This is a genomic window from Pseudoalteromonas sp. NS-SX12 (assembly GCF_057367955.1).
Window position 1 is genome coordinate 951,263 of the sequence record NZ_CM170634.1, and the last position, 21,771, is coordinate 973,033.

Annotated in this window: 25 protein-coding genes; 19 read left to right on the plus strand and 6 right to left on the minus strand. The window is 40.7% G+C overall.

Going from position 1 to position 21,771, the window contains the following annotated elements:
* Positions 1-19 precede the first annotated feature (19 nt).
* The 4 genes from AC2IOM_RS04565 to AC2IOM_RS04580 all read left to right on the plus strand — a co-directional run bounded on the left by AC2IOM_RS04565 (position 20) and on the right by AC2IOM_RS04580 (position 5,714).
* Positions 20-1,168 (plus strand): efflux RND transporter periplasmic adaptor subunit, encoded by a 1,149-nt coding sequence (locus AC2IOM_RS04565; protein WP_100914431.1) that lies wholly within the window; start codon positions 20-22, stop codon positions 1,166-1,168.
* Positions 1,169-1,177: 9 nt separating this feature from the next.
* Positions 1,178-4,306: an efflux RND transporter permease subunit gene (locus AC2IOM_RS04570; RefSeq protein WP_486359245.1), complete on the plus strand. Its 3,129-nt coding sequence runs from the start codon at positions 1,178-1,180 to the stop codon at positions 4,304-4,306.
* A 178-nt stretch (positions 4,307-4,484) separates the two neighbouring features.
* Positions 4,485-5,504 (plus strand): GGDEF domain-containing protein, encoded by a 1,020-nt coding sequence (locus AC2IOM_RS04575; protein ID WP_486359246.1) that lies wholly within the window; start codon positions 4,485-4,487, stop codon positions 5,502-5,504.
* Between the two features lie 9 nt (positions 5,505-5,513).
* Positions 5,514-5,714, plus strand: coding sequence for a hypothetical protein (locus AC2IOM_RS04580; protein ID WP_010561367.1), 201 nt, complete (start codon positions 5,514-5,516; stop codon positions 5,712-5,714).
* Positions 5,715-5,725: 11 nt separating this feature from the next.
* Here AC2IOM_RS04580 and AC2IOM_RS04585 read toward each other — a convergent pair whose 3' ends face one another.
* Positions 5,726-6,619, minus strand: coding sequence for a sulfite exporter TauE/SafE family protein (locus AC2IOM_RS04585; RefSeq protein ID WP_486359247.1), 894 nt, complete (start codon positions 6,617-6,619; stop codon positions 5,726-5,728).
* 342 nt (positions 6,620-6,961) lie between these two features.
* Between AC2IOM_RS04585 and folM the strand changes: the two genes are divergently transcribed.
* The 3 genes from folM to folX are packed head-to-tail and all read left to right on the plus strand — an operon-like array spanning position 6,962 to position 8,598.
* Positions 6,962-7,669: a dihydromonapterin reductase gene (folM, locus tag AC2IOM_RS04590; protein ID WP_100914428.1), complete on the plus strand. Its 708-nt coding sequence runs from the start codon at positions 6,962-6,964 to the stop codon at positions 7,667-7,669.
* Between the two features lie 9 nt (positions 7,670-7,678).
* On the plus strand, positions 7,679-8,233 hold the full coding sequence (gene folE / locus AC2IOM_RS04595) for a GTP cyclohydrolase I FolE (RefSeq protein ID WP_010561370.1): 555 nt from the start codon (positions 7,679-7,681) through the stop codon (positions 8,231-8,233).
* A gap of 2 nt (positions 8,234-8,235) precedes the next feature.
* On the plus strand, positions 8,236-8,598 hold the full coding sequence (gene folX, locus AC2IOM_RS04600) for a dihydroneopterin triphosphate 2'-epimerase (protein WP_010561371.1): 363 nt from the start codon (positions 8,236-8,238) through the stop codon (positions 8,596-8,598).
* Here folX and AC2IOM_RS04605 read toward each other — a convergent pair.
* Positions 8,595-9,017, minus strand: coding sequence for a YqaA family protein (locus AC2IOM_RS04605; protein WP_010561372.1), 423 nt, complete (start codon positions 9,015-9,017; stop codon positions 8,595-8,597). The two genes, folX and AC2IOM_RS04605, sit on opposite strands and share 4 nt — an antisense overlap.
* 91 nt (positions 9,018-9,108) lie before the next feature.
* Here AC2IOM_RS04605 and AC2IOM_RS04610 point away from each other — a divergent pair, with 91 nt between their 5' ends.
* Together AC2IOM_RS04610 and AC2IOM_RS04615 are read left to right on the plus strand one after the other, a co-directional pair.
* Entirely contained in the window at positions 9,109-9,606 is a 498-nt protein-coding gene (locus AC2IOM_RS04610; RefSeq protein WP_486359248.1) for a TlpA family protein disulfide reductase, read from the plus strand.
* 118 nt (positions 9,607-9,724) lie between these two features.
* Positions 9,725-10,174 (plus strand): c-type cytochrome, encoded by a 450-nt coding sequence (locus AC2IOM_RS04615; RefSeq protein WP_010561374.1) that lies wholly within the window; start codon positions 9,725-9,727, stop codon positions 10,172-10,174.
* Positions 10,175-10,244: 70 nt separating this feature from the next.
* Here the strand turns inward: AC2IOM_RS04615 and AC2IOM_RS04620 are convergent, their stop codons facing one another.
* Complete coding sequence (locus AC2IOM_RS04620) at positions 10,245-10,898, minus strand: cytochrome b/b6 domain-containing protein (protein ID WP_486359249.1); 654 nt, start codon at positions 10,896-10,898, stop codon at positions 10,245-10,247.
* 219 nt (positions 10,899-11,117) lie between these two features.
* Here AC2IOM_RS04620 and AC2IOM_RS04625 point away from each other — a divergent pair, with 219 nt between their 5' ends.
* The 3 genes from AC2IOM_RS04625 to AC2IOM_RS04635 are packed head-to-tail and all read left to right on the plus strand — an operon-like array spanning position 11,118 to position 12,951.
* Positions 11,118-11,942, plus strand: a complete 825-nt coding sequence (locus AC2IOM_RS04625; protein ID WP_486359250.1) for a helix-turn-helix domain-containing protein — start codon at positions 11,118-11,120, stop codon at positions 11,940-11,942.
* Positions 11,943-11,968: 26 nt separating this feature from the next.
* Positions 11,969-12,655, plus strand: a complete 687-nt coding sequence (locus AC2IOM_RS04630) for an AzlC family ABC transporter permease (protein WP_486359251.1) — start codon at positions 11,969-11,971, stop codon at positions 12,653-12,655.
* A complete protein-coding gene (locus AC2IOM_RS04635) occupies positions 12,649-12,951 on the plus strand; it encodes an AzlD domain-containing protein (RefSeq protein ID WP_010561378.1) in 303 nt (100 codons plus the stop codon). Before AC2IOM_RS04630 ends, AC2IOM_RS04635 begins: the two co-directional genes overlap by 7 nt.
* Before the next feature lie 35 nt (positions 12,952-12,986).
* Here AC2IOM_RS04635 and AC2IOM_RS04640 read toward each other — a convergent pair whose 3' ends face one another.
* Positions 12,987-14,138, minus strand: coding sequence for an iron-containing alcohol dehydrogenase (locus AC2IOM_RS04640; protein WP_486359252.1), 1,152 nt, complete (start codon positions 14,136-14,138; stop codon positions 12,987-12,989).
* Between the two features lie 142 nt (positions 14,139-14,280).
* On the opposite strand from AC2IOM_RS04640, the gene AC2IOM_RS04645 reads away from it, so the two are divergent.
* The 3 genes from AC2IOM_RS04645 to AC2IOM_RS04655 all read left to right on the plus strand — a co-directional run bounded on the left by AC2IOM_RS04645 (position 14,281) and on the right by AC2IOM_RS04655 (position 16,161).
* Positions 14,281-15,153: a LysR family transcriptional regulator gene (locus AC2IOM_RS04645; RefSeq protein ID WP_486359253.1), complete on the plus strand. Its 873-nt coding sequence runs from the start codon at positions 14,281-14,283 to the stop codon at positions 15,151-15,153.
* An 83-nt stretch (positions 15,154-15,236) separates the two neighbouring features.
* Positions 15,237-15,719, plus strand: coding sequence for a glutathione peroxidase (locus AC2IOM_RS04650; protein ID WP_054979349.1), 483 nt, complete (start codon positions 15,237-15,239; stop codon positions 15,717-15,719).
* A 1-nt stretch (position 15,720) separates the two neighbouring features.
* Positions 15,721-16,161, plus strand: a complete 441-nt coding sequence (locus tag AC2IOM_RS04655) for a MarR family winged helix-turn-helix transcriptional regulator (protein ID WP_486359254.1) — start codon at positions 15,721-15,723, stop codon at positions 16,159-16,161.
* 280 nt (positions 16,162-16,441) lie between these two features.
* On the opposite strand, the gene AC2IOM_RS04660 is transcribed toward AC2IOM_RS04655, so the two are convergent.
* A complete protein-coding gene (locus AC2IOM_RS04660; protein ID WP_040641207.1) occupies positions 16,442-16,621 on the minus strand; it encodes a PA3496 family putative envelope integrity protein in 180 nt (59 codons plus the stop codon).
* Positions 16,622-16,899: 278 nt separating this feature from the next.
* Here AC2IOM_RS04660 and AC2IOM_RS04665 point away from each other — a divergent pair, with 278 nt between their 5' ends.
* Positions 16,900-17,718: a YggN family protein gene (locus tag AC2IOM_RS04665; RefSeq protein WP_100914420.1), complete on the plus strand. Its 819-nt coding sequence runs from the start codon at positions 16,900-16,902 to the stop codon at positions 17,716-17,718.
* Positions 17,719-17,790: 72 nt separating this feature from the next.
* Here AC2IOM_RS04665 and AC2IOM_RS04670 read toward each other — a convergent pair whose 3' ends face one another.
* Entirely contained in the window at positions 17,791-18,654 is an 864-nt protein-coding gene (locus AC2IOM_RS04670; protein WP_486359255.1) for a diacylglycerol/lipid kinase family protein, read from the minus strand.
* A gap of 221 nt (positions 18,655-18,875) precedes the next feature.
* On the opposite strand from AC2IOM_RS04670, the gene AC2IOM_RS04675 reads away from it, so the two are divergent.
* From AC2IOM_RS04675 to AC2IOM_RS04685, 3 genes are all read left to right on the plus strand, one after another.
* The gene (locus AC2IOM_RS04675) at positions 18,876-19,016 is read left to right on the plus strand and encodes a hypothetical protein (RefSeq protein WP_486359256.1); all 141 of its coding nucleotides are present in this window, start codon (positions 18,876-18,878) and stop codon (positions 19,014-19,016) included.
* Positions 19,017-19,416: 400 nt separating this feature from the next.
* A complete protein-coding gene (locus AC2IOM_RS04680; RefSeq protein ID WP_010561386.1) occupies positions 19,417-21,045 on the plus strand; it encodes a sensor histidine kinase in 1,629 nt (542 codons plus the stop codon).
* Positions 21,026-21,706: a response regulator transcription factor gene (locus tag AC2IOM_RS04685; protein WP_010561387.1), complete on the plus strand. Its 681-nt coding sequence runs from the start codon at positions 21,026-21,028 to the stop codon at positions 21,704-21,706. Before AC2IOM_RS04680 ends, AC2IOM_RS04685 begins: the two co-directional genes overlap by 20 nt.
* Positions 21,707-21,771: the final 65 nt, after the last annotated feature.

Here is a 21,771-nt window from a genome sequence, read left to right on the forward strand (position 1 = left end):
ATTCAACAGGAAGTCATAAATGAAAGCGTTACTCGTCAAAATTTTAGTACCAATCGGTATTTTTATTATCGGAGCTTTAGGTTTTAGTTTAATCAAAGCAAGTGCCGCCGATGATGGCGAGAAAAAGCCTGTTGATACCCGTCCGACGGTAAGTGTTTCAACATTAAAAGCGGTTGAGCATCAAGTTGTATTAACCAGTTTCGGCGAGGTAAAGCCACTTGAAACAACGCGTTTAGCGGCGCAAGTTTCAGGCGAAGTGATGTCTTGGCATAAGAACTTTGTTGCGGGTGGTTTAGTAAAACGTGGTGAAGTGTTATTTACCATTGAAAAAGATAATTATCAGGCTGCGTTGTTGCAAGCCGAAGCTGCACTTACTAGCGCGCAAGCAGCGTTAATTGAAGAGCAAGCAAAAGCCCAAGTTGCGGAAGATGAAGCCAAACGCTTTCCGAATAAACCACGCACCGATTTATTCTTAAGAAAACCACAAGTGCTTAGCGCACAAGCACAAGTGAAATCAGCGCAAGCTGCATTAATGCGTGCACAACGTGACCTTGCTGATTGCGAAGTAAAAGCCCCTTACGATGCACTAATTATTTCGCGTGATATTGGCGTGGGCCAATTTGTTAACAAGGGCACTCAAGTGGCTCAGTTAAACAACATTGAAACCGCTGAAATCATTGTACCGATTGCTGGTTTTGATAGTTTATTTTTGCCTTCACCGCTTGCTGAAACACCTGTAAATATTTCTTATAAAGGCGTTAACGGCTTCGCTCGCCAAGGTAAAATTGCGCGTGACTTAGGGATAATTGATAGTGCAACGCGAATGAGCCATATCGTGGTTCAGGTTGACGATCCATATAATCTTAAAAGCCAAGGTAGCGACTTAAAATTTGGTAAATATGTCGAAGTGTCGTTTAGCGGTCAGCAACTATCGCAAGTATTTAAATTGCCACAAGAGCTCGTGAATAACCGTACTGTATGGGTTGTTGATAACGAGCAAAAGCTGCAAGCCAAAGAAGTAAATATATTGCGTAGTGAAGGGGCATTCTTTTTGATTGATAAAGGCCTTACTAATGATGAGAAGCTGGTACTAACACTGCCTGAATACCCGCAGCAGGGCATGGCGGTAAAGCTAGCAGCAAGTAAATCAAGCGAAGCGCTAAAGTAAGGGCAAACCATGAAACATAATCAACAAACAGGGTTAATAGCCTTTTTTGCCAATAACTCAGTTGCCGCCAACTTAATGATGTTTTTCATTATTTTGATGGGCATTGTGAGCTACGCAACGATTCAGCGACAAATGTTTCCCAGCATTGAAATTAATTATATTACGGTTAATGCCAACTACCCAGGCGCCTCGCCACAAGAAATTGAAGAAGGCATTTTAATCAAGATTGAAGAGTCGATTAAAGACATTACTGAAATTGAAAAAAGCATTTCGCGCGCGTTTCGTAATGGCGGTAGTGTAAGCCTAGAAATCGACCCTGATAAAAACTTGGCTGAAGTACTCGATAAAGTAAAACTGAGAGTGGATGGCATTGCCACTTTCCCTGCTGGAATGGAGCCTGTTACCGTTTCGCAGATAGAATTTCAGCAAGATGTTATCAATATGGCGTTAGTTGGGGATTTACCGCTCACTCAGCTAAAACCAATTGCACGCCAAGTTGAGACGGAATTGCTGCAATTAAAAAATGTGTCACTGGTTAACTTAAGCACGCCAGACGATGAAATAGCGGTTGAAATTCAACCCGATCAGCTGCGTAAATATAATCTCACCTTAAGCCAAGTAAGTGATGCTATTCGTCGCTATTCTGCCAACATTTCAGCAGGCCAACTGAAAACCGACTCGGGCATTATTTCTGTGCGTGTGGAAAATCAGTTTTATAAAGGCAATGAATTCCGTCAGATCCCCGTGAAGGTGGGCAGCAATGGCGCAAAAGTATTGCTCGGTGATATTGCGGAAATTAAAGACCAATTTGTTGAAGGTGAACGCTATTTCCAAATGTCGGGTGCCAATGCGATTTCTTTGTCGGTAAAAGCAACGAAAGATCAGAATATGATTCCAGTCGCGGAATCGGTAAACCGCTATATTGAAGAGCGTAATAAAACACTGCCACCGGGCGTGCAGCTTGAAAGCATTGTTGATATGACATACTACCTCAATGCGCGTCTCGATATGATGCTGAAAAACCTATTTCAAGGTGCGATTTTAGTAGCCTTAATGCTAACCCTATTCTTACGCTTTAAATTGGCGCTTTGGGTGATGGTGGGTCTGCCAGTGTGCTTCTTGGGTGCCATGATGATGATGCCGATGGTCGGCGTAAGCATTAATATTGTATCGCTTTTCGCCTTTATTATGGTGCTCGGTATTGTGGTGGATGATGCCATTGTAATTGGCGAAAGTGCCTATAGTGAAATTGAACGGTCCGGCCCCGGCGTAACAAGTGTGGTGCGTGGTGCGCAGCGGGTAGCGACCCCTGCGACTTTTGGTGTACTAACCACCATTGCGGTATTTGCGCCGTTTACGCTATCAAGTGGACCTGAAAGTGCGTTTTTTGTCAGTATCGCTGCAGTCTCTATTTTGTGTTTAATCTTTAGCTTGATTGAATCTAAGCTTATTTTACCCGCTCACTTGGCGCACACCCATTTTAGTGAAGTAAATACAGATGGCTTTAGAGCCAAGTTTAACAAGCGATTTTTTGGCTTTGTAAATGGCCCTTATCAGCGTTTTGTTATTAAGTGTGTGGAGTGGCGCTACGCTGTATTTGCTGTTTTTGTTGCGCTACTAATGATTAGTGTTGGTTTGCTTGCAGGTAACTATGTGCGCGTTGTACCAACGCCAAAAGTACCACATGACTTCCCAACAATTCGTATTGAAATGAACGATAACGTTTCAGATATGCAAACGATTTCAGCGCTGCAAACAATTGAAGCTGTGATCACTCAAATAGATAAAGAAACCCAAGCAAATACCGGACAAACCATGATCCGCGACATGTTGGTGTTTAACCAAGGTCGTACCGAAGGCCAACTTGTTGTTCCTTTGGTTGATGAAGAGTTACGACCATACAATACATTTGAGTTATCGCGTCGTTGGCGTGAAGCATTACCCGAAATTCCGGGGCTTAAATCAATTAATATTCAAGATGATGTAAACGGTGGCGGTAATGATGGCGAATTTGGTTATCTGTTATTTGGCACAGATATCGACACTTTAAATGCCGCAGGTCGTCAATTTATTGCCATGCTGCAACAACAAAAAGGCTTGTTTGATATTAGCTCGACAATCGACCCTGCCAGCAAAGAAGTGCAAATCAGCTTAAAGCCTGTTGCGTATGATCTGGGGCTTAATCTTGCCAATATTGCTAATCAGGTAGGCGCAAGTTTTTATGGTGGCGAAGCGCAGCGAGTTATTCGTAATGGCGAAGAAGTGCGGGTAATGGTGCGTTATCCTAAATTAACACGCGAAGCGTACTCGTCACTTAAATATACCGTTATCACAACACCTAGCGGCAAAGAAGTTATGCTAGGTGATGTTGTTGATTTAGTTGAAAAGCCGGGTATTAGTTATATTCGCCGTGAAGGCGGTTATCGTAGTGTGTATATTTGGGGCGCGATTGATGAAGAAGTGGTTGAGCCTGACGCCGTTGTTAAATCGGTTAAAGACGAGTTATTACCACAACTTAAAGAGCAGTTCCCAACAGTAAAATCTGAACTTGGTGGTTCAATTGAAGAGCAGCAAGCGCAGGCCAATGAGCAGAAACTGTTTTTCGTAGCAGGTATGTTTATTGTTTATATTTTGCTGGCAGTGCCACTGAAGAGTTATTTCCAGCCGTTAATTATTATGTCGGTGATTCCATTTAGTATGGTGGGAGCAATTTGGGGGCATTTCTCGTTTGGTTTAGATATTTCATTGATGTCGACCTTTGGCCTCATTGCTGCAGCTGGGGTGGTTATTAATGACTCCCTAGTTATGACCGATTTTGTTAACCAAATGCGAGCGCAAGGCGCATCGATAAAAGAGGCGGTAACAAAAGCAGGGTGTGCACGTTTTCGCGCAATTACACTGACCTCAATCACCACGTTTGTTGGGGTATTGCCAATTATGTTTGAAACTAGCTTACAAGCGCGCTTTGTTATCCCAATGGCGGTTGCTCTTGGCTTCTCGGTGCTATTTGCCACATTGGTAACACTAGTGCTAGTGCCATGTATGTACCTTATCTTACAAGATCTTGGTAATGGGTTTGTTTGGTTATGGAATAAAATCACCAACCTTTTCGGAAGGAAAACCAGCTTGCAAAATTAACTGAAAAAGCCCTATTTATTAGGGCTTTTTTAATTGCTTTAAATCGCTATAAATCTGAATAGTTTTTAGCAATTCAATTTTCCTCGACTACACTTTTTAAGAACACTTATATTGCGGCTAAAAATCGTACACGAATTATAGCTACGGAACGCATAAGGATTATAAAGTGGAGTTTCGTTTGAAAAATACCTTATCTCACTCAGCGGAGTGTTTACGCAAAGCTGTGCCGTTAATGGTTAAGTACAATATTGCGGTTACGCCCGCAAATTATGCGCTTTGGTATAGCTATGTATCTGGTAACCATCCCAAGTTAAATCAAAAGCTGGATTCTGCGTTAAGAACCTTTGGTACTTGCCCGCCTGCATTGTCACGGGATTTATTTGAAGAGTTTTTATCAGACAAAGATCTTGAGCTGTTTGATTCTGTTGCTGAAGACATTAATGCGGTTGTTGCAGAGGTTGAAAAAAACGTTGGGCAAACCTTAAATTCAGCCAGTGATTTTAGTGAAATTTTGAATTCATGTAATCAAGAACTGAGCGACTTTTCAAAAGAAGACGCATCAGAACGAGACATTTTAGAGTTAGTTAATAAGCTGTCGGAAGAATCAAAAAGCATGCAGCATACAACCGAGCGTTTTCAGCAGCAATTACGTGCTGCATATCAAGAGATATCCAAACTGCGCAGTGAGCTCAATGAATCGAAAAGAGCGGCATCGAAAGATGGTTTAACAGGCCTTAATAATCGTAAGTCATTCGATGAAGATCTCGACTTATTGTGTAACAGTCACCACAGTGTTTTAAAGCTCTATTTAACCATTGTGGATATTGATAATTTTAAACAATTTAACGATGATTTCGGTCATCAAAAAGGCGACCTAGTACTAAAGGTGGTTGCTGAAAGATTAAAAAAACACGCCAATGAACTTAATGCTGCGTATCGCTATGGTGGTGAAGAGTTTTGTATTTTGAGCCAGTTTAAAGACAAGCGCTCAGCGGTTAATTATTTAGAAAAAATTCGTGTCGATATTGAACGTTTGGCGTTAAAAGACAATAAAACAGGCAAATCATTGCGCAGTATTTCAGCCAGTTTTGGTGTAGCCGAGTTTGATGGTGAATCGTGTGAAATGCTTCTCGAGCGTGCAGATAAAGCACTGTATAAAGCGAAAGAATCAGGTAGAAACTGCATTATTGTTGCTTAAGGAACAGCGATGACAACATTAATTGAAATGTTAGCAATGCAAAGAGCGCAAAGCGAAGGACGTCTTAAAGTGACGGCTGATGATATTATGTGGGCGCAAGCCAACATAGATTGTTTTGAAGCGTTGCGCGATTGTATGGGATTAGATGTTGCCGATAATGACGTACTATTTGACGACCAAATACACAGTTCTGAACGTTTACCTGAGTAACCTGAAGTGTTTTATAAATTGCCAATTATTTCATACAAGGTAAAGGCAACTTCAAGACCAATGAGCAGTAGCAAAAAGCTTAGTAACACGGATTTAGGTACTTTTGCGCAGCAGTATGCTCCCAGAGGTGCGCCTATTACAACAACCGGAATCGCCGCCAATACATATTGAGATATTGGCGCGGTTATCGCGTTTAAATATAAGAAATTTATACCACTAGCAAATACTGATGTTACCGCCATAACGATGACTGACGTGGCAGTCGCGACCTTTAAATCAGCTTTAAAATGCAGCATTAGCAAGGCAAAAATAGCGATATCTGCCCCTGAGCCAATTAAGCCGCTGACGATACCTCCTAACAACGCCACAAATACCACTAAGGCATTTTTCTTTTTACAGCTTAAGTCTATATCTAACTGCTGTTTTCCTTTCCAATGAGCACGAAGCAGGGTGATGGCAAAGACCAATAAAAAAACGCTAAACAGTGATTTTGTGACTAATCTAGGCAAAAGATCAGCAATAAACAACAAGCTGATAGCGACGCCGGGTAATGCGCCAAAAAGCGCAAGCAATACAACTGAACGGTAATATTTGATGCCGCTAAATATAATGGTGAGACTGGCAGCGGTCATTCCAAAGCTCTGAATAGCGAGTGAAAATACCTTTGCAGTAGCAGGTTCAATGGCTAGCACTTTAGTCATGACTGGAAAAGCAACAGCACCGCCGCCAAGCGCTGTACCGCCAGCCACAAATGACCCGAATGCCATAGTAATCGCAATACTAATTTGCGACATAAAATTAGCCAAGGCACTGTTAATTCCTTGCATGAATAGCCAGCAAATATAAGTGCTAGCTAAAAATAAAAGGGGAATGTATTGACGGTAGCTTCGGTTTTTAAAATTCATGGACAGCGCTATCATTTTTTGTTGTTTACAAAATAGCAAAGTATTTGATGCAAAGAAAAGGTAAATAATTAAAGCGTTACCTTGGCGTGTGCTATAGGCTGACTTACATAGAATATGGCACGCAGCTTTTGCTTTTTATAAAACCCTATCAAGCTGCTGCAAAAATGAATTTACTGAAGCAAGCAGCCTATAAATGGCATGTTATAGATCTAAGCGTCGTGAAAAACAGTATAAATCTCGGTGTAATTTAGTTTAATTTGCTTAACCACTTAATAAATCAAGAAGTTAGGTTTATAGTTAAATTAGAAACAAAAAACCTCAACGATAATTTATTAAAACTATATGGCAACAATATTAATTACCGGCGCAGCGCAGCGTATTGGCCTTGATTTAGCAAAGCATTTTTTAAATAAAGGCGACAAACTGATTATTACTTATCGCACTAAACATGCGTCAGTAAATGAGTTGTTGGAGCTCGGCGCTATTTGTTTAGCATGTGACTTTGAGCAAAGTGATGCCGTAGAAAAGTTGGTAGAACAAGTTAAAAGCCACACTAACGAACTCAGTGCGATTATTCATAATGCATCAAGTTGGGATTGCGAAAGCAAGAACCCTGACTTTAATAGTTTATTTGATAACATGATGAATATTCATGCAAAAGTGCCTTATTTGTTAAACTTAGCACTTACGCCTTTATTACAAAATAGCAGCGACGAACACAGTGATATTATCCATATTACTGATTACGTTGTTGAAAAAGGTAGCCCAAAGCATATTGCTTATGCCGCAAGTAAAGCGGCGCTTGATAATTTAACGCGTTCTTTTTCTGCCAAGTTAGCGCCAAAAGTGAAAGTAAATTCGATTGCGCCGTCATTAATTATTTTTAATGACCACGATGATGATGCTTACCGTGCAAAAACCCTGAAAAAATCGATTATGGCGTTAGAACCCGGCACAGCAGAAGTTATTAATGGTATCGAAATGATTCTAAACAGCAATTATATGACAGGACGTACATTGCAACTCGATGGTGGTCGCCACCTAAAATAGGACAGAACAATGGAAAAGAAACTAGCTGAAAACTACCGACAAATTATTGAAGCGGTTGGCGAGAACCCAGAGCGCGAAGGCCTGCTTGATACGCCAAAACGAGCTGCCAAGGCAATGGAGTACCTAACAAAAGGTTATCGCCAAACGCTTGACGAAATTACCAACAATGCAGTGTTTACCTCAGATGCCGACGACATGGTGTTGATACAAGATATTGAGCTGTATTCTATGTGTGAGCATCATTTATTACCTTTTGTTGGTCGTTGTCATATTGCCTATATTCCCGATGGTAAAGTACTTGGTTTATCAAAGTTTGCGCGTATTGTTGATATGTTTGCACGCCGCTTTCAAATTCAAGAACAGCTTACGCATCAAATTGCTGAAGCGGTGCAACAAGTTACCAACGCGAAAGGTGTGGGTGTTATTGTTGAGGCCAAACACATGTGCATGATGATGCGCGGTGTAGAGAAACAAAACTCTAAAATGCGTACGTCTGTAATGTTGGGTAATTTCCGTGAAGATCCAAAAACACGCAATGAATTCTTGCAGTTAGTTAAGGGGTAACTATGCTCAATGCGATTATAAATATAACGAATTTACGCCTGCGCACTTACATTGGCTTTAACCCTGAAGAGCGTGAAAAAAAGCAAGATGTAGTGATTAATATTGAAGTGCATTATCCGGCCGATATGGCCTGTGTTACCGATCAAGTAGACCAAGCGGTAAACTATAAAGACATCACCAAAGCAGTGATTGAGCTGGTGGAAAACGGCCACTTTTTGTTGCTTGAAAAATTGGTAGCTGATGTACTGGAAGAGTGTCATCGCCATTCAAGTGTGACATTTGCCAAAGTGTCTATCGATAAGCCACATGCATTGCGCTTTGCAGATTCGGTATCGCTTACGCTTGCATGGCAAAAGCCAAGCTAAAAAAACTGTAGCGCCATAGCGATAACTATGGCGTATCGCAGTGCTTTTCCAATAGCTACAAGCAATACGAAAATAGAAAACGGCACCCGCATAATGCCAGCAACAAAGGTTAGTGGATCGCCCACAATGGGCAGCCAAGCTAATAATAAACTGGCTCTGCCGTAACGATTAAAGCTTTGCTGTGCTTTTTCTAGTTGCTGCTCAGATACTGCAAACCACTTTCTATCTTTAAAGCGATTAAGCTCCTTTCCTAACCACCAATTAACGCAGCTACCTAAAGTGTTACCCAATGTTGCACTAAACCACAGCAAAGCAATGTTGTATTGTTGCTGAGTGAGATAAGCAAGCATGCCTTCAGAGGCTGTGGGAAGTAGTGTTGCAGCAATAAATGCGGTAAAAAATAGTGATAGGTAGCTCAAACAAGGACTTAAATATTACTCAGTGATAGCTTGACGCATGATGCTAAATTTTTAACACTGAGTCCAGCGTAAATAATTATATGGAATATAAATGAAATACCTATTACCTCTGATGTTGCTAGGAACGCTAGCAGGTTGTGCGCAAACGCCAAAAAATCAAACCACCTACCAGAAACCCAATTACGAAACCTATATTGCTCAAGGTGAATCTTTTCCTATCTCACAATTTAACGATATGAAAGGTGAGACGGTTGAATTAGCCGAAGACAAGCGCAAGTTAGTGTTACTTTTCGCCACTTGGTGTAGTGATTCACAGCGTTTTGTTAAACAGTTAATGGCATCGCCACTTATCGCAGACCCTGATCTACAGATCATTGGGATTGGTCGAGAAGAAGATACGCAAAGCTTAGTGAACTTTTCAGAAAAGTTTGCAACTAACTTCACCATGGTGGCTGATCCAGAACGTAAAATTTATAGTCAATTTGCCAACGCGGGTGTGCCACGTATTATTTTGTTAGATAAGCAAAATCGCGTGGTTTCGACCTTGATTGGTGAAGCGCCAAACACCATTGAAAAAGTGCTTTGGTAACAAAAGAATACACCATTTAAATCTTATAACGCGTAAATTCGCGGATTGGTCGTTTCCAGTTGCAGCATTGAATGGGATGCTGTAATAATTGGTAAGTTAATAATATTAGGGGCAAACTATGAAATTAAGAACATTAGTTCTTGCAGCTGCAATTGCTGCACCAGCACTTGCAAACGCTAACCCTGCATTCAAAGAAGCAGAGGATGCTATCGAATACCGTCAACAAGCGTTTCAGTTAATTCGTACGCAAATCGCAAATATGGGCGATATGTTGAAAGGTAAAGTTGAATTTAACGCGGAAACTTTCCAAATGCGTGCTAATAATGCTGCGGCATTATCGAAAATGCCTTGGGAAGCGTTTTACGCGGGCACAGATAAAGGCGATACGTCTGCACTAGCAGCTGTATGGTCAGACAATGAAACGTTTATGCAAAAAGCAAATGCGTTCGCTGATTATGCGGATAAACTAGCAGTTGCTGCACAGTCAGGTGACCCAAAAGTAATTAAACCTGCATTTGGCGCCTGGGCAAAAGGTTGTAAAGATTGTCACAAGTCTTTCAAAGATTAATTGCTTAAGTTAATCGCAAAAAAAGGTCAGCATATGCTGACCTTTTTTAATGTGGTTACTTGGTGTTAGTTTAGCCTATCAATGTACTAATTGACTCAGCGCCCCAAACGTAGAGAATAGCAGTCGCAAGCACTGTAAAAATCGCAAAACCTAGCCATCCACTTTTCATTTTGACACTTTGTTCATAACTTTCTGCTGTTTTGCCTGTAATCATAGGCGGCACAAGTGCTTTGCCTTTTAGTTTATAAATAACTATAGCTGCAATATGCAATGCGATAGCAATCAAGATTAAGTCAAAAATTTTGTGGTGTAAGCTGCCAGCAAGCGACGATAGGTCACTGCTTACCATAGCCACTAACGGGCCATCATACATTATATCGTCTGTGGTCATTAAACCCGTAACGGCTTGCGAAATAAGTAATATAAGAAACGCGATCACCATATAACTACCAGCTGCGTTGTGCCCTGGTTTAGCTTGTTGCTGCCCTCTGAACGCTGCAATAGTGCTTTTGGGTGAATGCAGTAATGCCGATAACTTTGCAGTATCACTGCCGATAATGCCCCAAATAATACGTGTTGCTAATAGTGCTAATAGTGTGAAGCCTGCGACAAAGTGCACTTCCATAAGGCTGTTTTCAGCCGAATAGTAAAGTGTTGCAACTAATGCGACCATGCTCCAATGGAAAAAACGGATAAATCCATCCCATACTTGTGTTTTTTGCATTTTGGCCCCTAAAGCGTGTTATAAAAATAAATCAATATGTAAGGTCGTTAGACCCAAATTGAAGTATTACTATGTTGCCATAAATCAGATAAATACGGTAAGCAAATACGTTAAACATCATAAAAAATGCTATTGAGCAATTTTGTACAATTTAAAAAAAACGGCTTGGCTATACTGATTGTGTAAACATTTTGCTCCCTTTATTTTTGAGAAGCGTTCATGGAAAAAACAGTCTTTCAATATCATCAGGATTTAAATGGACTCGAAGTACTTAAAGCGCAGTATAAGCAGCAGAATTTCGCACGCCATAGCCATGAAGGCTATACCATAGGGCTAATTGAAAATGGTGCACAGCGGTTTTTTCGCAGTGGTGCAAATCATGTTGCGCCAGCAAGCAGTATTATCTTAGTTAATGCAGACCAAGTGCATAATGGCCAAACTGCGACTGAGCATGGCTGGGGTTACCGTGCTATGTATCCAACCCCAGAGTTATTTGAAGGGCTAACGGATGATATTGGTAAAGCAAAACTAGGCGCGCCCTATTTTGAACAAGCGGTAGTGTTCGACCCCGTGTTAGCACAGCAAATGGCGTTAACCTTCGATTTATTAGCGACTGAGAAAAGTGTATTGGCAAAGCAGTCAGCATTGTATCAATTATTAATTAATTTAATTGCTCGCCACAATAAAAGTGCTTTTAATTTAAAAGGGCTATCACGCAAACCACAACTAAACACTGCGCTTGATTATTTGCGCGATTATTATTTCGATAATATAAGTTTGACCGAACTTGCCGCGATTGCTCATATGAGTCCGTTTCACTTTATTCGACAGTTTAAGGCTGAAACAGGTATGACACCGCATGTTTATCAAACGCAATTTCGTATAAATCGTGCCAAGCAAATGCTACGCTCGGGGCTTGCGATTAATGAAGTGGCATTATCTGTTGGTTTTTATGACCAAAGTCACTTTCATCGATATTTTAAGAAGAATATGGGGTTAACCCCTAAACAGTACAGCAAGGCAGTACTTTACCAAGCCTCATAAATTACTGGTCAATCAACGAGAATTAAATGAAAACAGCAATTGCTAAAGGGTTTTGGGATATGCTTCCACTCAATCTAGCGGTGATCCCATGGGGTATTTTATGCGGCTCACTGGCAGTGCAATCGGGTTTTAGTCCGCTTGAGGCACAGCTAATGTCACTATTGGTGTTTGCCGGGTCTGCGCAACTGGTTGCTATAGAATTAATTGCTGGAAACGCTTCACTTATCACCATTTTAGTCACTACTTTTATTATAAGCGCTCGCCACTTTTTGTATGGCTTAAGTGTGCGCCATCGTTTAATTGATAAGCCGCTTAAGTGGCGTTTAGGCTTGGGGTTTTTACTAACGGATGAGCTTTTTGCTTTTTCACATCACCATAGGGCATATCAAGGGAAAGTTAGGCTAGTTTACGCCTTAATTGCGGGCGGCAGCTTTTATATCGCTTGGAATATTTGGACGCTCATAGGTGTTGTAGCAGGGGCATTGCTGCCGGACCTTACTCAGCTTGGGTTAGACTTTGCGATCGCCTCAATTTTTATCGCTTTAGTGATCCCAAGCATCAACAATTGGCCAGTTTTAATAGCGTGTTTAACCTCAGCTATCAGTATTGTTATTTTTAAACTGTGGCAATTTGAACTTGGACTTATTTTCGCAGCGCTGCTGGGCATGAGTGTGGGTTATGTGCTTGAAAGCAGACGAGGTGCAAAATGCTAGAGATTATTTTTTTGATGGCATGCGTCACGTTCACAACGCGTTTTTTATTTTTATCTAAGCGTTTACCCTTTAGCATTGGGCCTAAAATGCAGCGTTTTTTAAGTTTTAGCGCGCCCTGTGTACTTACCGCGATTTGGGTACCGATTGTATTTGTGCAAAAGGGGGAGTTGGCTATTTCGCTCGATAATCCGTATTTAATAGCAGCAGGTGTTGCCGTTTTACTGGCATATCGCTTTAAGAATTTATATGTCACTACCGTGGTGAGTTTAGTGGTGTTCTTTTTACTGAAACTCTAACTGCTTTAAAGCAGTTAGAGTTTAGAAGCGGGTGCTTAAACCGACGCCTTTAATACTGCGCGGCTTATATCAAGTGTTACTTGTTGGCTTTCACCCAGCTCAGTCATACCGTGACGTTCAAGTTGTTCAACGACGGCATCAGCTACTTTTTCATCTAACTGGTAATCGCTTAAACGTGTTGGCATGTGTACCGAGTGGAAAAACGCCTCGGTTTTTTCAATCGCTTGGTCAATGGCTAAGTTTTTATCTTGCTCTGTAATACCCCAAACACGTTCAGCATACTGCAATAACTTCGCTTCTTTCTGTTGGCGCATAGCATTCATCATACGTGGCAGCACAATGGCGAGAGTTTGCGCGTGATCTAAACCGTATAATGCAGTTACCTCATGGCCAAGCATATGTGTAGACCAGTCTTGTGGTACACCTGCGCCAATTAGCCCGTTTAGTGCCATAGTTGCCGACCACATTAGGTTTTCACGAACCATCATGTTATCTGGCTCTGCGAACACACGTGGGCCATCTTCAATTAGCGTATGCAATAAACCTTCAGCAAAGCGATCTTGCACTTTAGCGCCATGGTCAAATGTTAAGTATTGCTCCATAACGTGCACAAATGCGTCAACGACACCGTTCGCTAATTGTCTTTCAGGTAATGTTTTTGTTACTTGTGCATCAAGTACAGCAAACTTTGGTTGTACTTTTTCACTTGCAAACGGCAGTTTGTCGTTGGTGTCGAGCTTAGACACAACTGAATAGCTATTTGATTCCGAGCCTGTCGCGGGCAAGGTAAGTACAACACCAATTGGCAGGGCGTCTGTTACTTCTGCTGCTTTTGCTAAAATATCCCATGGTTCACCATCGAACTTGGCCGCAGCAGCAATAAACTTAGTGCCATCGATAACGGAGCCACCGCCTACCGCAAGTAAGTAATCGATGTTGTGCTCTTTGATTTGCGCAACGGCACGCATTGCGGTTTCATAACTCGGGTTTGGCTCAATACCCGAAAACTCAAAAACTTGGTGTTCACTTAGGGCATCGGTTACCTGCTGGTAAATACCATTTTGTTTGATACTGCCACCGCCATAAATAACCAGTACTTTTGCTGACTGTGGGATCTCGTGTTGAATACTCGCGATTTGGCCTTGGCCAAAAATAATTTTAGTTGGATTTACAAAACTAAATTCCATTGTATTGCCTCAATTAGGTACGGTAATTAAAGCCAGTCTAACGTTTTTCTGAGTTGGGATAATCCCCACTGTTGACAAATCACTTTTGCATGTATGCAATAATAGGCGTGTTCTAATTTCTATTTTTGCATAGGTGCTTAGTATGAACTGGCAAGGGATCAACGAGTTTTTGGCTGTAGTGGACTGTGGTAGCTTTACTCAAGCTGCTAAAGTGCTTGATGTGTCAACATCACATATTAGCCGTAGCGTATCGCAATTAGAGTCGAGATTGGGTGTTGCGCTTTTAAAACGAACAACGCGTTCGCTTAATTTAACTGAAGCTGGGCAGCAATATGCGGCCTCATTACACTCGATTCAATCTGCAATGGAAGAGGCTAACCTAGCGCTGCAAGGTGAACAACAAGAGCCGAAGGGCAAGATTAAAATTTCGTGTGCTGGCGATTTTGCCTCAAAGCAAATTGCACCTAAGCTCGCGCAGTTTTGTCAGCGTTATTCACAAGTGTCGATTACCATGGATTTTAATAACCGCAATGTAGATTTGATTGCCGAAGGCGTTGATTTAGCGATTCGATTTGGCCGAATGGCTGACTCTAATTTAATTGCGCGGCCACTTTCAACACGTGTTATGACTTTAGTTGCATCGCCTGAGTACTTAGCAAGGTTTCCTGCACCAAGCCACCCAGAGCAATTGATAGAGCATAATTGTTTAATCGCGGTGACTAACCGTTGGCGCTTTAATATGGGCGACAATATTAAAGAGTTTAAGGTGGCTGGGCGTTGGCGCAGCAATAATGGAGAAGCGCTGCTGCAAGCGTGTCTATCAGGCTTAGGCATTGCTCATCTAGCGTATGATATTGTTGGTGACTATATTGAAAGTGGTAAATTAGTAAGCTTATTAGACTCATATCAAGTTGCAGATAACGCTTCTTGGCTGGTTTACCCTAACCGTGATCTAATGCCATTAAGAGTACGTTTATTAATAGATTTTTTAATTGAAGAGTTTAAATCGAGATGACCGCGATTTATTTCAATTTTTGAACTATTATTGTGCGATTATATCGTGCGCGATATATTTGGCTGCAATAGAGGAGAAAGCTAATGGCACCATTTTATCAATTTAGTATTAACAGTTTGCAAGGTCAGAATATCGACTTTGCAGATTTTGCAGGCAAAGTCGTATTAGTCGTAAATACAGCGAGTAAGTGTGGATTAACACCACAATATGAAGGTCTTCAAGCGTTACACAAAAAGTATAGCGACCAAGGTTTAGTTATTATTGGTTGCCCGTGTAACCAGTTTGGCCAACAAGAACCAGGCTCGCCGGAACAAATTCAGGGTGAATGTTTAATTAACTATGGCGTTGATTTCACTATGACAGAGAAAATCGATGTAAATGGTGAAAATAGCCACCCACTTTATAAGTATTTACGCACTGAATTGTCGGGTATTTTAGGCAATAAAATTAAGTGGAACTTTACTAAGTTTTTAATTGGCCGAGATGGCAAACCAGTTAAGCGTTTTGCGCCAACAACAAAACCTGACGCACTTGCTAGCTATATCGAAAAAGCGCTGGCGCAATAGTATGGCAAGTAAGCCCGAGCAACTGTTAGAAAATCAACTTTGCTTTCCAATTTATGCGGCGTCACGTCTAGTGACGCGGCTTTACCAGCCTGAGTTAGACAAATACAAACTAACTTATCCACAGTATGTTATTTTACTGATTTTATGGCAGCAAGATGGCGTTACTGTGGGGGAAATTGGGCAGCAGGCGATTTTAAACAATAATACATTAACGCCTATTTTAAAGCGTATGGCCGACAACAATTTAATTGAGCGCAGGCGTGATGATTGGGATGAGCGAAAAGTACGTATTTATTTAACTAATTACGGTAACTCGCTACAGCAATCGCTTTCGTGCCTACCTTCACAACTGGTAGATAAAGTAGGGTTAGATCTTGATAAAGCGGCCCAACTAAAAGCATTGCTCGGTGATTTAATGTTGCAGTTAAACGAACACAGTTAACCTAAATTTAGGTGAATTCGTTCAGATTAACTAAAGCGTTTTGTTCTTGGTTGTTGCTTATTGACTTAGTCCGCTGGCCTACAAGACAACGCCGCGATCAAAAAGCTTTGAATTTGAACAGAATTTAGACCACAAAGGTCAACACGTTCTACTTCTATGGATTAATGTGTATTGGCTGATTTTTATGTGACTAAGTTTGGAATTAGGGGTGTGAAATACCCGCCACATAAAACATCAACAGTGGCTAATTATTGTTTTTAAACAATGGCGCGAAATGCTGTTATAGCTCATCCCAGTAATTGTGGGTGTCATCCATGCCAATGGATTTTCGTAATCGCTTTCTTTCTAAAATATCTTCTAAACGCTTTTTAACTTCGCGTTTATGTTCGTTTTCTTGGTTGTTTTCTAAATCGCTATTTAGCGGCTCTTGATTGTTTATGTTTTGGTAATTGTCTTTCATGATCACCCTCAACATTAAATGGTTAAGCACTCATAAACAGTAATAACCATTATTGTATTTTGCGCAAGTAAATATATTTCAAATAACTTAGTCAAATACACAAATCATATGGTTAAATTTACTATTTTTTAGTTTTTACATGCTTTTTAGAAGCTCTTAAAGGCACGTTAAAATAGTTATCTATATGTATTTTATATGTTTTTTAAATTTGGCACTGACCTTGATATAGCTATATCAACGAGAGAAAAAATTAAAACGCAAAAGATACGGGAATCACTATGAAACAATTACTTTTAACAACAGCAGTGGCAGCGTGTATTGGCTTATCAACAAATGCAGTAGCACATCAAGATGGTCACGACAGCAATATGAGCTTTTCGTCGGATAGCTGCAATTTAGAATTTAACAACACCCTATCAATTACACCTGATACGGTTAATATCAAAGCCGCTTCAGGTGAAGTGGTTATTGACCAAGATGGTAACTTGCAGATTAATGGCGAAGCTCAGTCACTCTCTGCAGCGGATCAAACATTACTTGCCCGTTACTCTAGCGATGTGCGCGGTCAGGTTCCACAAGTGGCTGAGATTGCTATGGAAGGTGTCGCGTTAGCAGGTGTTGCGCTAAGTGAAGTGGGCAATGCATTTGGCTTAAAAAATATGGCTACAATGGAACAAATGATGTCAGAGATTGGCGATGAAATTCACGCTGCATTTTATGACGGTGGCACATTCATTATGGATCAAGGCCGTTTCGATAACATAGGCGACACATTTGATAGTAAGTTCGACCAGCAGATGGAACAAGCAATGGAAGAAATGATTATGGAATCCATTGGCAGCTTGCTGATTACTTTAGGTAGCGAAATGTTAAGTTCTGGCGGTGATATGAGCGAGTTTGAGCAGCGCATGGAACGTATGGGCGAGCAAATTGAAGAAAAAGTTGAGCTACAAGCGAAGAATATTGAGCAAAGAGCCGACCAAATGTGTTTTGACTTTAAAGACCTAGCAATGCAAGAGGATGAGTTACAAGCGCGTATTCCGGCACTTGCAAATTACGATGTATTTAAAGTGGAAACTAAAAAGTCATCAATCTAAATTAAGGATATTGAATTTAGATTAAAGCGTCAGTCATCAATGTGAAGGAGCCTAGGCTCCTTTTTTATGGTGTTAAATTATTTTTATCGTTAACGCGCTTTTAGCTACTTCAATCACCACAGGTGTGTAGCCTGCAGATTCTCCATCTGCTTGCACAGGCAAGTTTGGGGTTAAGACTTCAAGTTGTGTAAATGCGTGTTCCTTCACTTCTGGTAGCGAAATATGTTTACCGTAATAGAGCTTAGGTAAAGCCCAGAGCTTTTTGGCTAAATGCGTTTTTTCTACACTGTAACGCATTAAATGCGACGAGTTTAACTCTGCATTGGGCGCAATTTTCATACCGCCGCCAAAGTATTTGCCATTAGCAAACACCGTAAGAAAGTTTTTATAATGCGTTTCTTTACCTTGCTGCTTTAATGATAAGAGCGACTCCTTAAAGAATAAAAGACAAGCAAGGGTATGATATAAATAGCTGAAACGCGCTAACCAGCCTTTATTTCCTTTGGTGCGCTCTACAATTTCAGCGTCAAAGCCTACGCCGGCACTATTAATAAAATAACGCGCATTAACTTTTCCTAAATCAATTGTCATTACTCGGTCGCTTTGTACTAACTGCTTTAGTTGTTGTTTGCTATAGGCAAAATTGCGCATAAAGTCGTTACCTGTACCGCACGGCAAAACGGTAATCGGTTTGTTGCTGTGAGCCATGCAATTGGCTAGCAAATGTAGCGTGCCATCACCACCCAGCATGACCACTTCAGTGTACTCTGCCAAATGTTGTTTAAAGAAAAGTTGGTTATCAGCTAATACTGCTGAGGTTGTAAAAATATAGTAGCTATGTTGTTGCTGCTTTAAGGTGGTAACAAGCCAATTTAACCAATATTTTTTTTGTTTATTTGGTAGTGGGTTTAAAACAATTAGATAATGTTTATTCATGAAATGGTGATTAATAAAACGCTAAGCACAAGCTTGCCCGTTTAAGGCTTTTAGGTCAAATAGATAGGATTGGGTTTTGCACATTTATGCAGTTTATATGCAACTATAGCTATTTTAATTTCGCATTAGAAAAACTCATGTCAAAATGGTAATTTTATTGATTGGATTTTAACCATGTTTAAACGCAAAATAGCACCTAGTTAAACAACAGGAGCAATCACATGACTAAACAAGCGTTAAATCAAGGTGGCCAATCTCAAGGTCAACTAACTCTTTCTAATAAAGGTAAAAAAAGCTTATTGGCTAAATTAAACCGCTATGGCAAAAAACTCGCATTAGCAGGCGCAGTTGCATATAAATAAATGATGATTTATTTGCGACCGTTCGCACCTGTTTAAAAGGCTGTAATTTTATAAATTACAGCCTTTTTTAATTTAATAATCTAATGCTTTTTTAAGTAAGTTATGTTGTTTAACTAATTTTTAAATATGACTTAGGAAAGTTTAATTAATTCAACAGGCTTAATTTAGCTGTTGTCATTACTATATGTCTCGCGTTCCTGTATTACCGTCGGCTTTAATTGACGCAAGAATATTTCAGTCGATGGTATTTTCAGGGGACAGGAACGCAATCCCAATATTGTTGTTGTGAGAGTTAATAGGTAGGTGAATTATTAACTCTTTTTACTTCTAACAATATAGTAAACTCGCAGATTTACGGCTAACTTAGTATTTATGCACTAGTTAGTTGGTAACCCATTGAATGGAAAAGCAGTTGAATCACCTTCCTTATCAAATCCAAAGTCGCCTTACTCATAAATTACTTATCGCGTTAGTGATCATTTCACTGTTCAGCTCAGCGATGGCAGGTCTTTACTTTGATAGTTCAAACCGCTTTAAAGACAATGCACAAAAATCAGAACTTGTTCATAAAATTCTTAACCAGTATTCAAATATTGCCCTTTACACTTTCGAAAAGCTTGTTGCGATCGGTGAAATGTCGCGCAATGGCATCGTGCTTGCGCCTGAGTTACGCGAAGAAAATGAGCAAAAGTTGCGTACAGCAATTGTTGAAGTACGTAATTCCCTGTTAAAAAAAGTAGCTTTGGCACCTGAGGTCAGCACGCAAAATGAACTCGCATTGTTAGACCGAGTAACACAAAAAGTTGAGCGCATTATTACGACTTCGCAAGAAATCAGGTCGCTGATTACACGTGGTGAATTATCTGAAGCGCAAAGCCTGTATCGTTTATTGCAGCAACAGGGCGTACATGCTGAGTTTAATGCCTTAATAAGTGAGGCCGTAAAGCAAGAAAATTTACAGGCTGAAGCGATCCGTGATAACAGTAAAATCATGTCTGAGCGCAATAACCGCTACTTGGCAATTGCACTCGGGCTATTAAGTTTGTTTATGATGCTGACCATTTGGTTTTTTTGGCAGCGTATTTCAAAGGCAACAAAACAACTTCAGTTTGCAGCTAGCCAGTTTACAGCCGGTAAACTAGAACACCGTATTCCAAAACTAAAAGACACCGAATTTGCCAAGCTTGCAGATGCCTTAAACTTTATGGCAAGTGAGCTAAAAACCAAACAAACAGAATTGGGTGAGGCTAAACTTCAGCTAGAAGAAAAAGTACAAGAGCGGACAAAAGCCTTGGCTTTGAGTAACGAAAAATTGGCCTATGTCGATAAGCAGCGTCGCCAATTTTTAGCTGATATTTCTCATGAATTACGCACGCCTCTTACAATAATTCGCGGTGAATCAGAGATCTTGTTACGCAGTCATTCAGAGAATGTTGATGATTACCTAGAAACCCTTGTTGCAGTTGTTGATCAAGTAAGTCACACCACTGCATTGATCGATGATTTGATGCTAGTTGCGCGGTCGAGCGCAGGGGAGTTAAGGCTTTCTTGTAGCGAGGTGAATCTATCAAAGTTGATTCAGGATTTGTGTTATGTGTACCGTCGTAAAGCGCAAGAGCGTAAACAAGATATAGTATTTGATATTAGCGAAGAGATCAGTCTTGAGCTTGATGAACGTAGAATTCGCCAAGTACTAATGATTTTGTTAGAAAATGCACTTAGCTACTCGACTGAACATGCGATTACAGAAGTAAAAGTATTGTGTCGTCAGCAAGTGGTTATTATTAAAATAATTGACGCTGGTCAGGGTGTTACTAAGCAAGAGTTGGAAAATATTTTTGAACGCTTTTATCGTAGCAACCGTTCAAACACTCCGGGTTCGGGGTTAGGTCTGCCTGTTGCAAAGGCAATAGTTGATGCGCATGGCGGTCATATTAGTTTAAAATCAAATGCTTCAGGTGTAGGCTCTGTGGCGACTATACTATTACCATTAAATGGTGAGGAACGTAATGAGAATTTTATTAGTTGAAGACGATGATCGCGTAGCGAGTTTTTTAGAGCGCGGATTGCGTGCTGAAGGGTACTTTGTGGTGCGTGCCAGCGACGGTAAAGAAGGATTAGATCTGGCGCTTGAAGGCGACTTTAATCTGATTTTGCTCGATATAATGCTTCCGGGTTTAAACGGCTTAGAAGTGTGTCAGGCATTACGCATTAAAAACTTTGAGATTCCAATCATTATGCTGACCGCCATGGATGCTTCTCAGGATATTGTGCATGGCTTACGTTTAGGTGCAGATGATTACGTAACTAAGCCTTTTGCCTATGAAGAACTTTTGGCGCGAATTGAAGCGGTTACGCGTCGCAAGCCATCGCAAAAAGCACGTTCGAATACACTAACGTTTGAAGAGTTGAGATTTGATCGTGACAGCTACATTGTAACCTTGGCAGATAAAGAAATTTCGCTAACGGTTAAAGAGATGGCGATACTTGAACTGCTAATGACAAACCCTGGCAAGTACCTTAGCCGCGAGCGCATTTTAAGCAATGTTTGGGGTATGGAAATGGATCCAATGACCAATGTTGTTGATGTTTATATTGGTAAGTTACGTAAAAAGCTAATGCTGTCAGATCAAGACGAGAGCATGATAGAAACTAAGCGAGGCATAGGCTACCGATTGGTTTGTGCATAATTGCCAAGGTCGCAGGGCTTTAAAAATCAAAAAGGGCGAGTTTACTTGAGTAAACTCGCCCTTTT

Excerpts from the sequence above, each read along its gene's own strand:
- AC2IOM_RS04580 (WP_010561367.1), top strand. The coding sequence starts at position 5,514 with ATGACAACATTAATTGAAATGTTAGCAATGCAAAGAGCGCAAAGCGAA.
- AC2IOM_RS04570 (WP_486359245.1), top strand. The coding sequence starts at position 1,178 with ATGAAACATAATCAACAAACAGGGTTAATAGCCTTTTTTGCCAATAAC.
- AC2IOM_RS04645 (WP_486359253.1), top strand. The coding sequence starts at position 14,281 with ATGAACTGGCAAGGGATCAACGAGTTTTTGGCTGTAGTGGACTGTGGT.
- AC2IOM_RS04565 (WP_100914431.1), top strand. The coding sequence starts at position 20 with ATGAAAGCGTTACTCGTCAAAATTTTAGTACCAATCGGTATTTTTATT.
- AC2IOM_RS04675 (WP_486359256.1), top strand. The coding sequence starts at position 18,876 with ATGACTAAACAAGCGTTAAATCAAGGTGGCCAATCTCAAGGTCAACTA.
- AC2IOM_RS04615 (WP_010561374.1), top strand. The coding sequence starts at position 9,725 with ATGAAATTAAGAACATTAGTTCTTGCAGCTGCAATTGCTGCACCAGCA.
- AC2IOM_RS04680 (WP_010561386.1), top strand. The coding sequence starts at position 19,417 with ATGGAAAAGCAGTTGAATCACCTTCCTTATCAAATCCAAAGTCGCCTT.
- AC2IOM_RS04585 (WP_486359247.1), bottom strand. The coding sequence starts at position 6,619 with ATGAATTTTAAAAACCGAAGCTACCGTCAATACATTCCCCTTTTATTT.
- AC2IOM_RS04610 (WP_486359248.1), top strand. The coding sequence starts at position 9,109 with ATGAAATACCTATTACCTCTGATGTTGCTAGGAACGCTAGCAGGTTGT.
- AC2IOM_RS04660 (WP_040641207.1), bottom strand. The coding sequence starts at position 16,621 with ATGAAAGACAATTACCAAAACATAAACAATCAAGAGCCGCTAAATAGC.
- AC2IOM_RS04635 (WP_010561378.1), top strand. The coding sequence starts at position 12,649 with ATGCTAGAGATTATTTTTTTGATGGCATGCGTCACGTTCACAACGCGT.
- folE (WP_010561370.1), top strand. The coding sequence starts at position 7,679 with ATGGAAAAGAAACTAGCTGAAAACTACCGACAAATTATTGAAGCGGTT.
- AC2IOM_RS04670 (WP_486359255.1), bottom strand. The coding sequence starts at position 18,654 with ATGAATAAACATTATCTAATTGTTTTAAACCCACTACCAAATAAACAA.
- AC2IOM_RS04620 (WP_486359249.1), bottom strand. The coding sequence starts at position 10,898 with ATGCAAAAAACACAAGTATGGGATGGATTTATCCGTTTTTTCCATTGG.
- AC2IOM_RS04665 (WP_100914420.1), top strand. The coding sequence starts at position 16,900 with ATGAAACAATTACTTTTAACAACAGCAGTGGCAGCGTGTATTGGCTTA.
- AC2IOM_RS04640 (WP_486359252.1), bottom strand. The coding sequence starts at position 14,138 with ATGGAATTTAGTTTTGTAAATCCAACTAAAATTATTTTTGGCCAAGGC.
- AC2IOM_RS04650 (WP_054979349.1), top strand. The coding sequence starts at position 15,237 with ATGGCACCATTTTATCAATTTAGTATTAACAGTTTGCAAGGTCAGAAT.
- AC2IOM_RS04685 (WP_010561387.1), top strand. The coding sequence starts at position 21,026 with ATGAGAATTTTATTAGTTGAAGACGATGATCGCGTAGCGAGTTTTTTA.
- AC2IOM_RS04630 (WP_486359251.1), top strand. The coding sequence starts at position 11,969 with ATGAAAACAGCAATTGCTAAAGGGTTTTGGGATATGCTTCCACTCAAT.
- AC2IOM_RS04655 (WP_486359254.1), top strand. The coding sequence starts at position 15,721 with ATGGCAAGTAAGCCCGAGCAACTGTTAGAAAATCAACTTTGCTTTCCA.
- AC2IOM_RS04625 (WP_486359250.1), top strand. The coding sequence starts at position 11,118 with ATGGAAAAAACAGTCTTTCAATATCATCAGGATTTAAATGGACTCGAA.
- folX (WP_010561371.1), top strand. The coding sequence starts at position 8,236 with ATGCTCAATGCGATTATAAATATAACGAATTTACGCCTGCGCACTTAC.
- folM (WP_100914428.1), top strand. The coding sequence starts at position 6,962 with ATGGCAACAATATTAATTACCGGCGCAGCGCAGCGTATTGGCCTTGAT.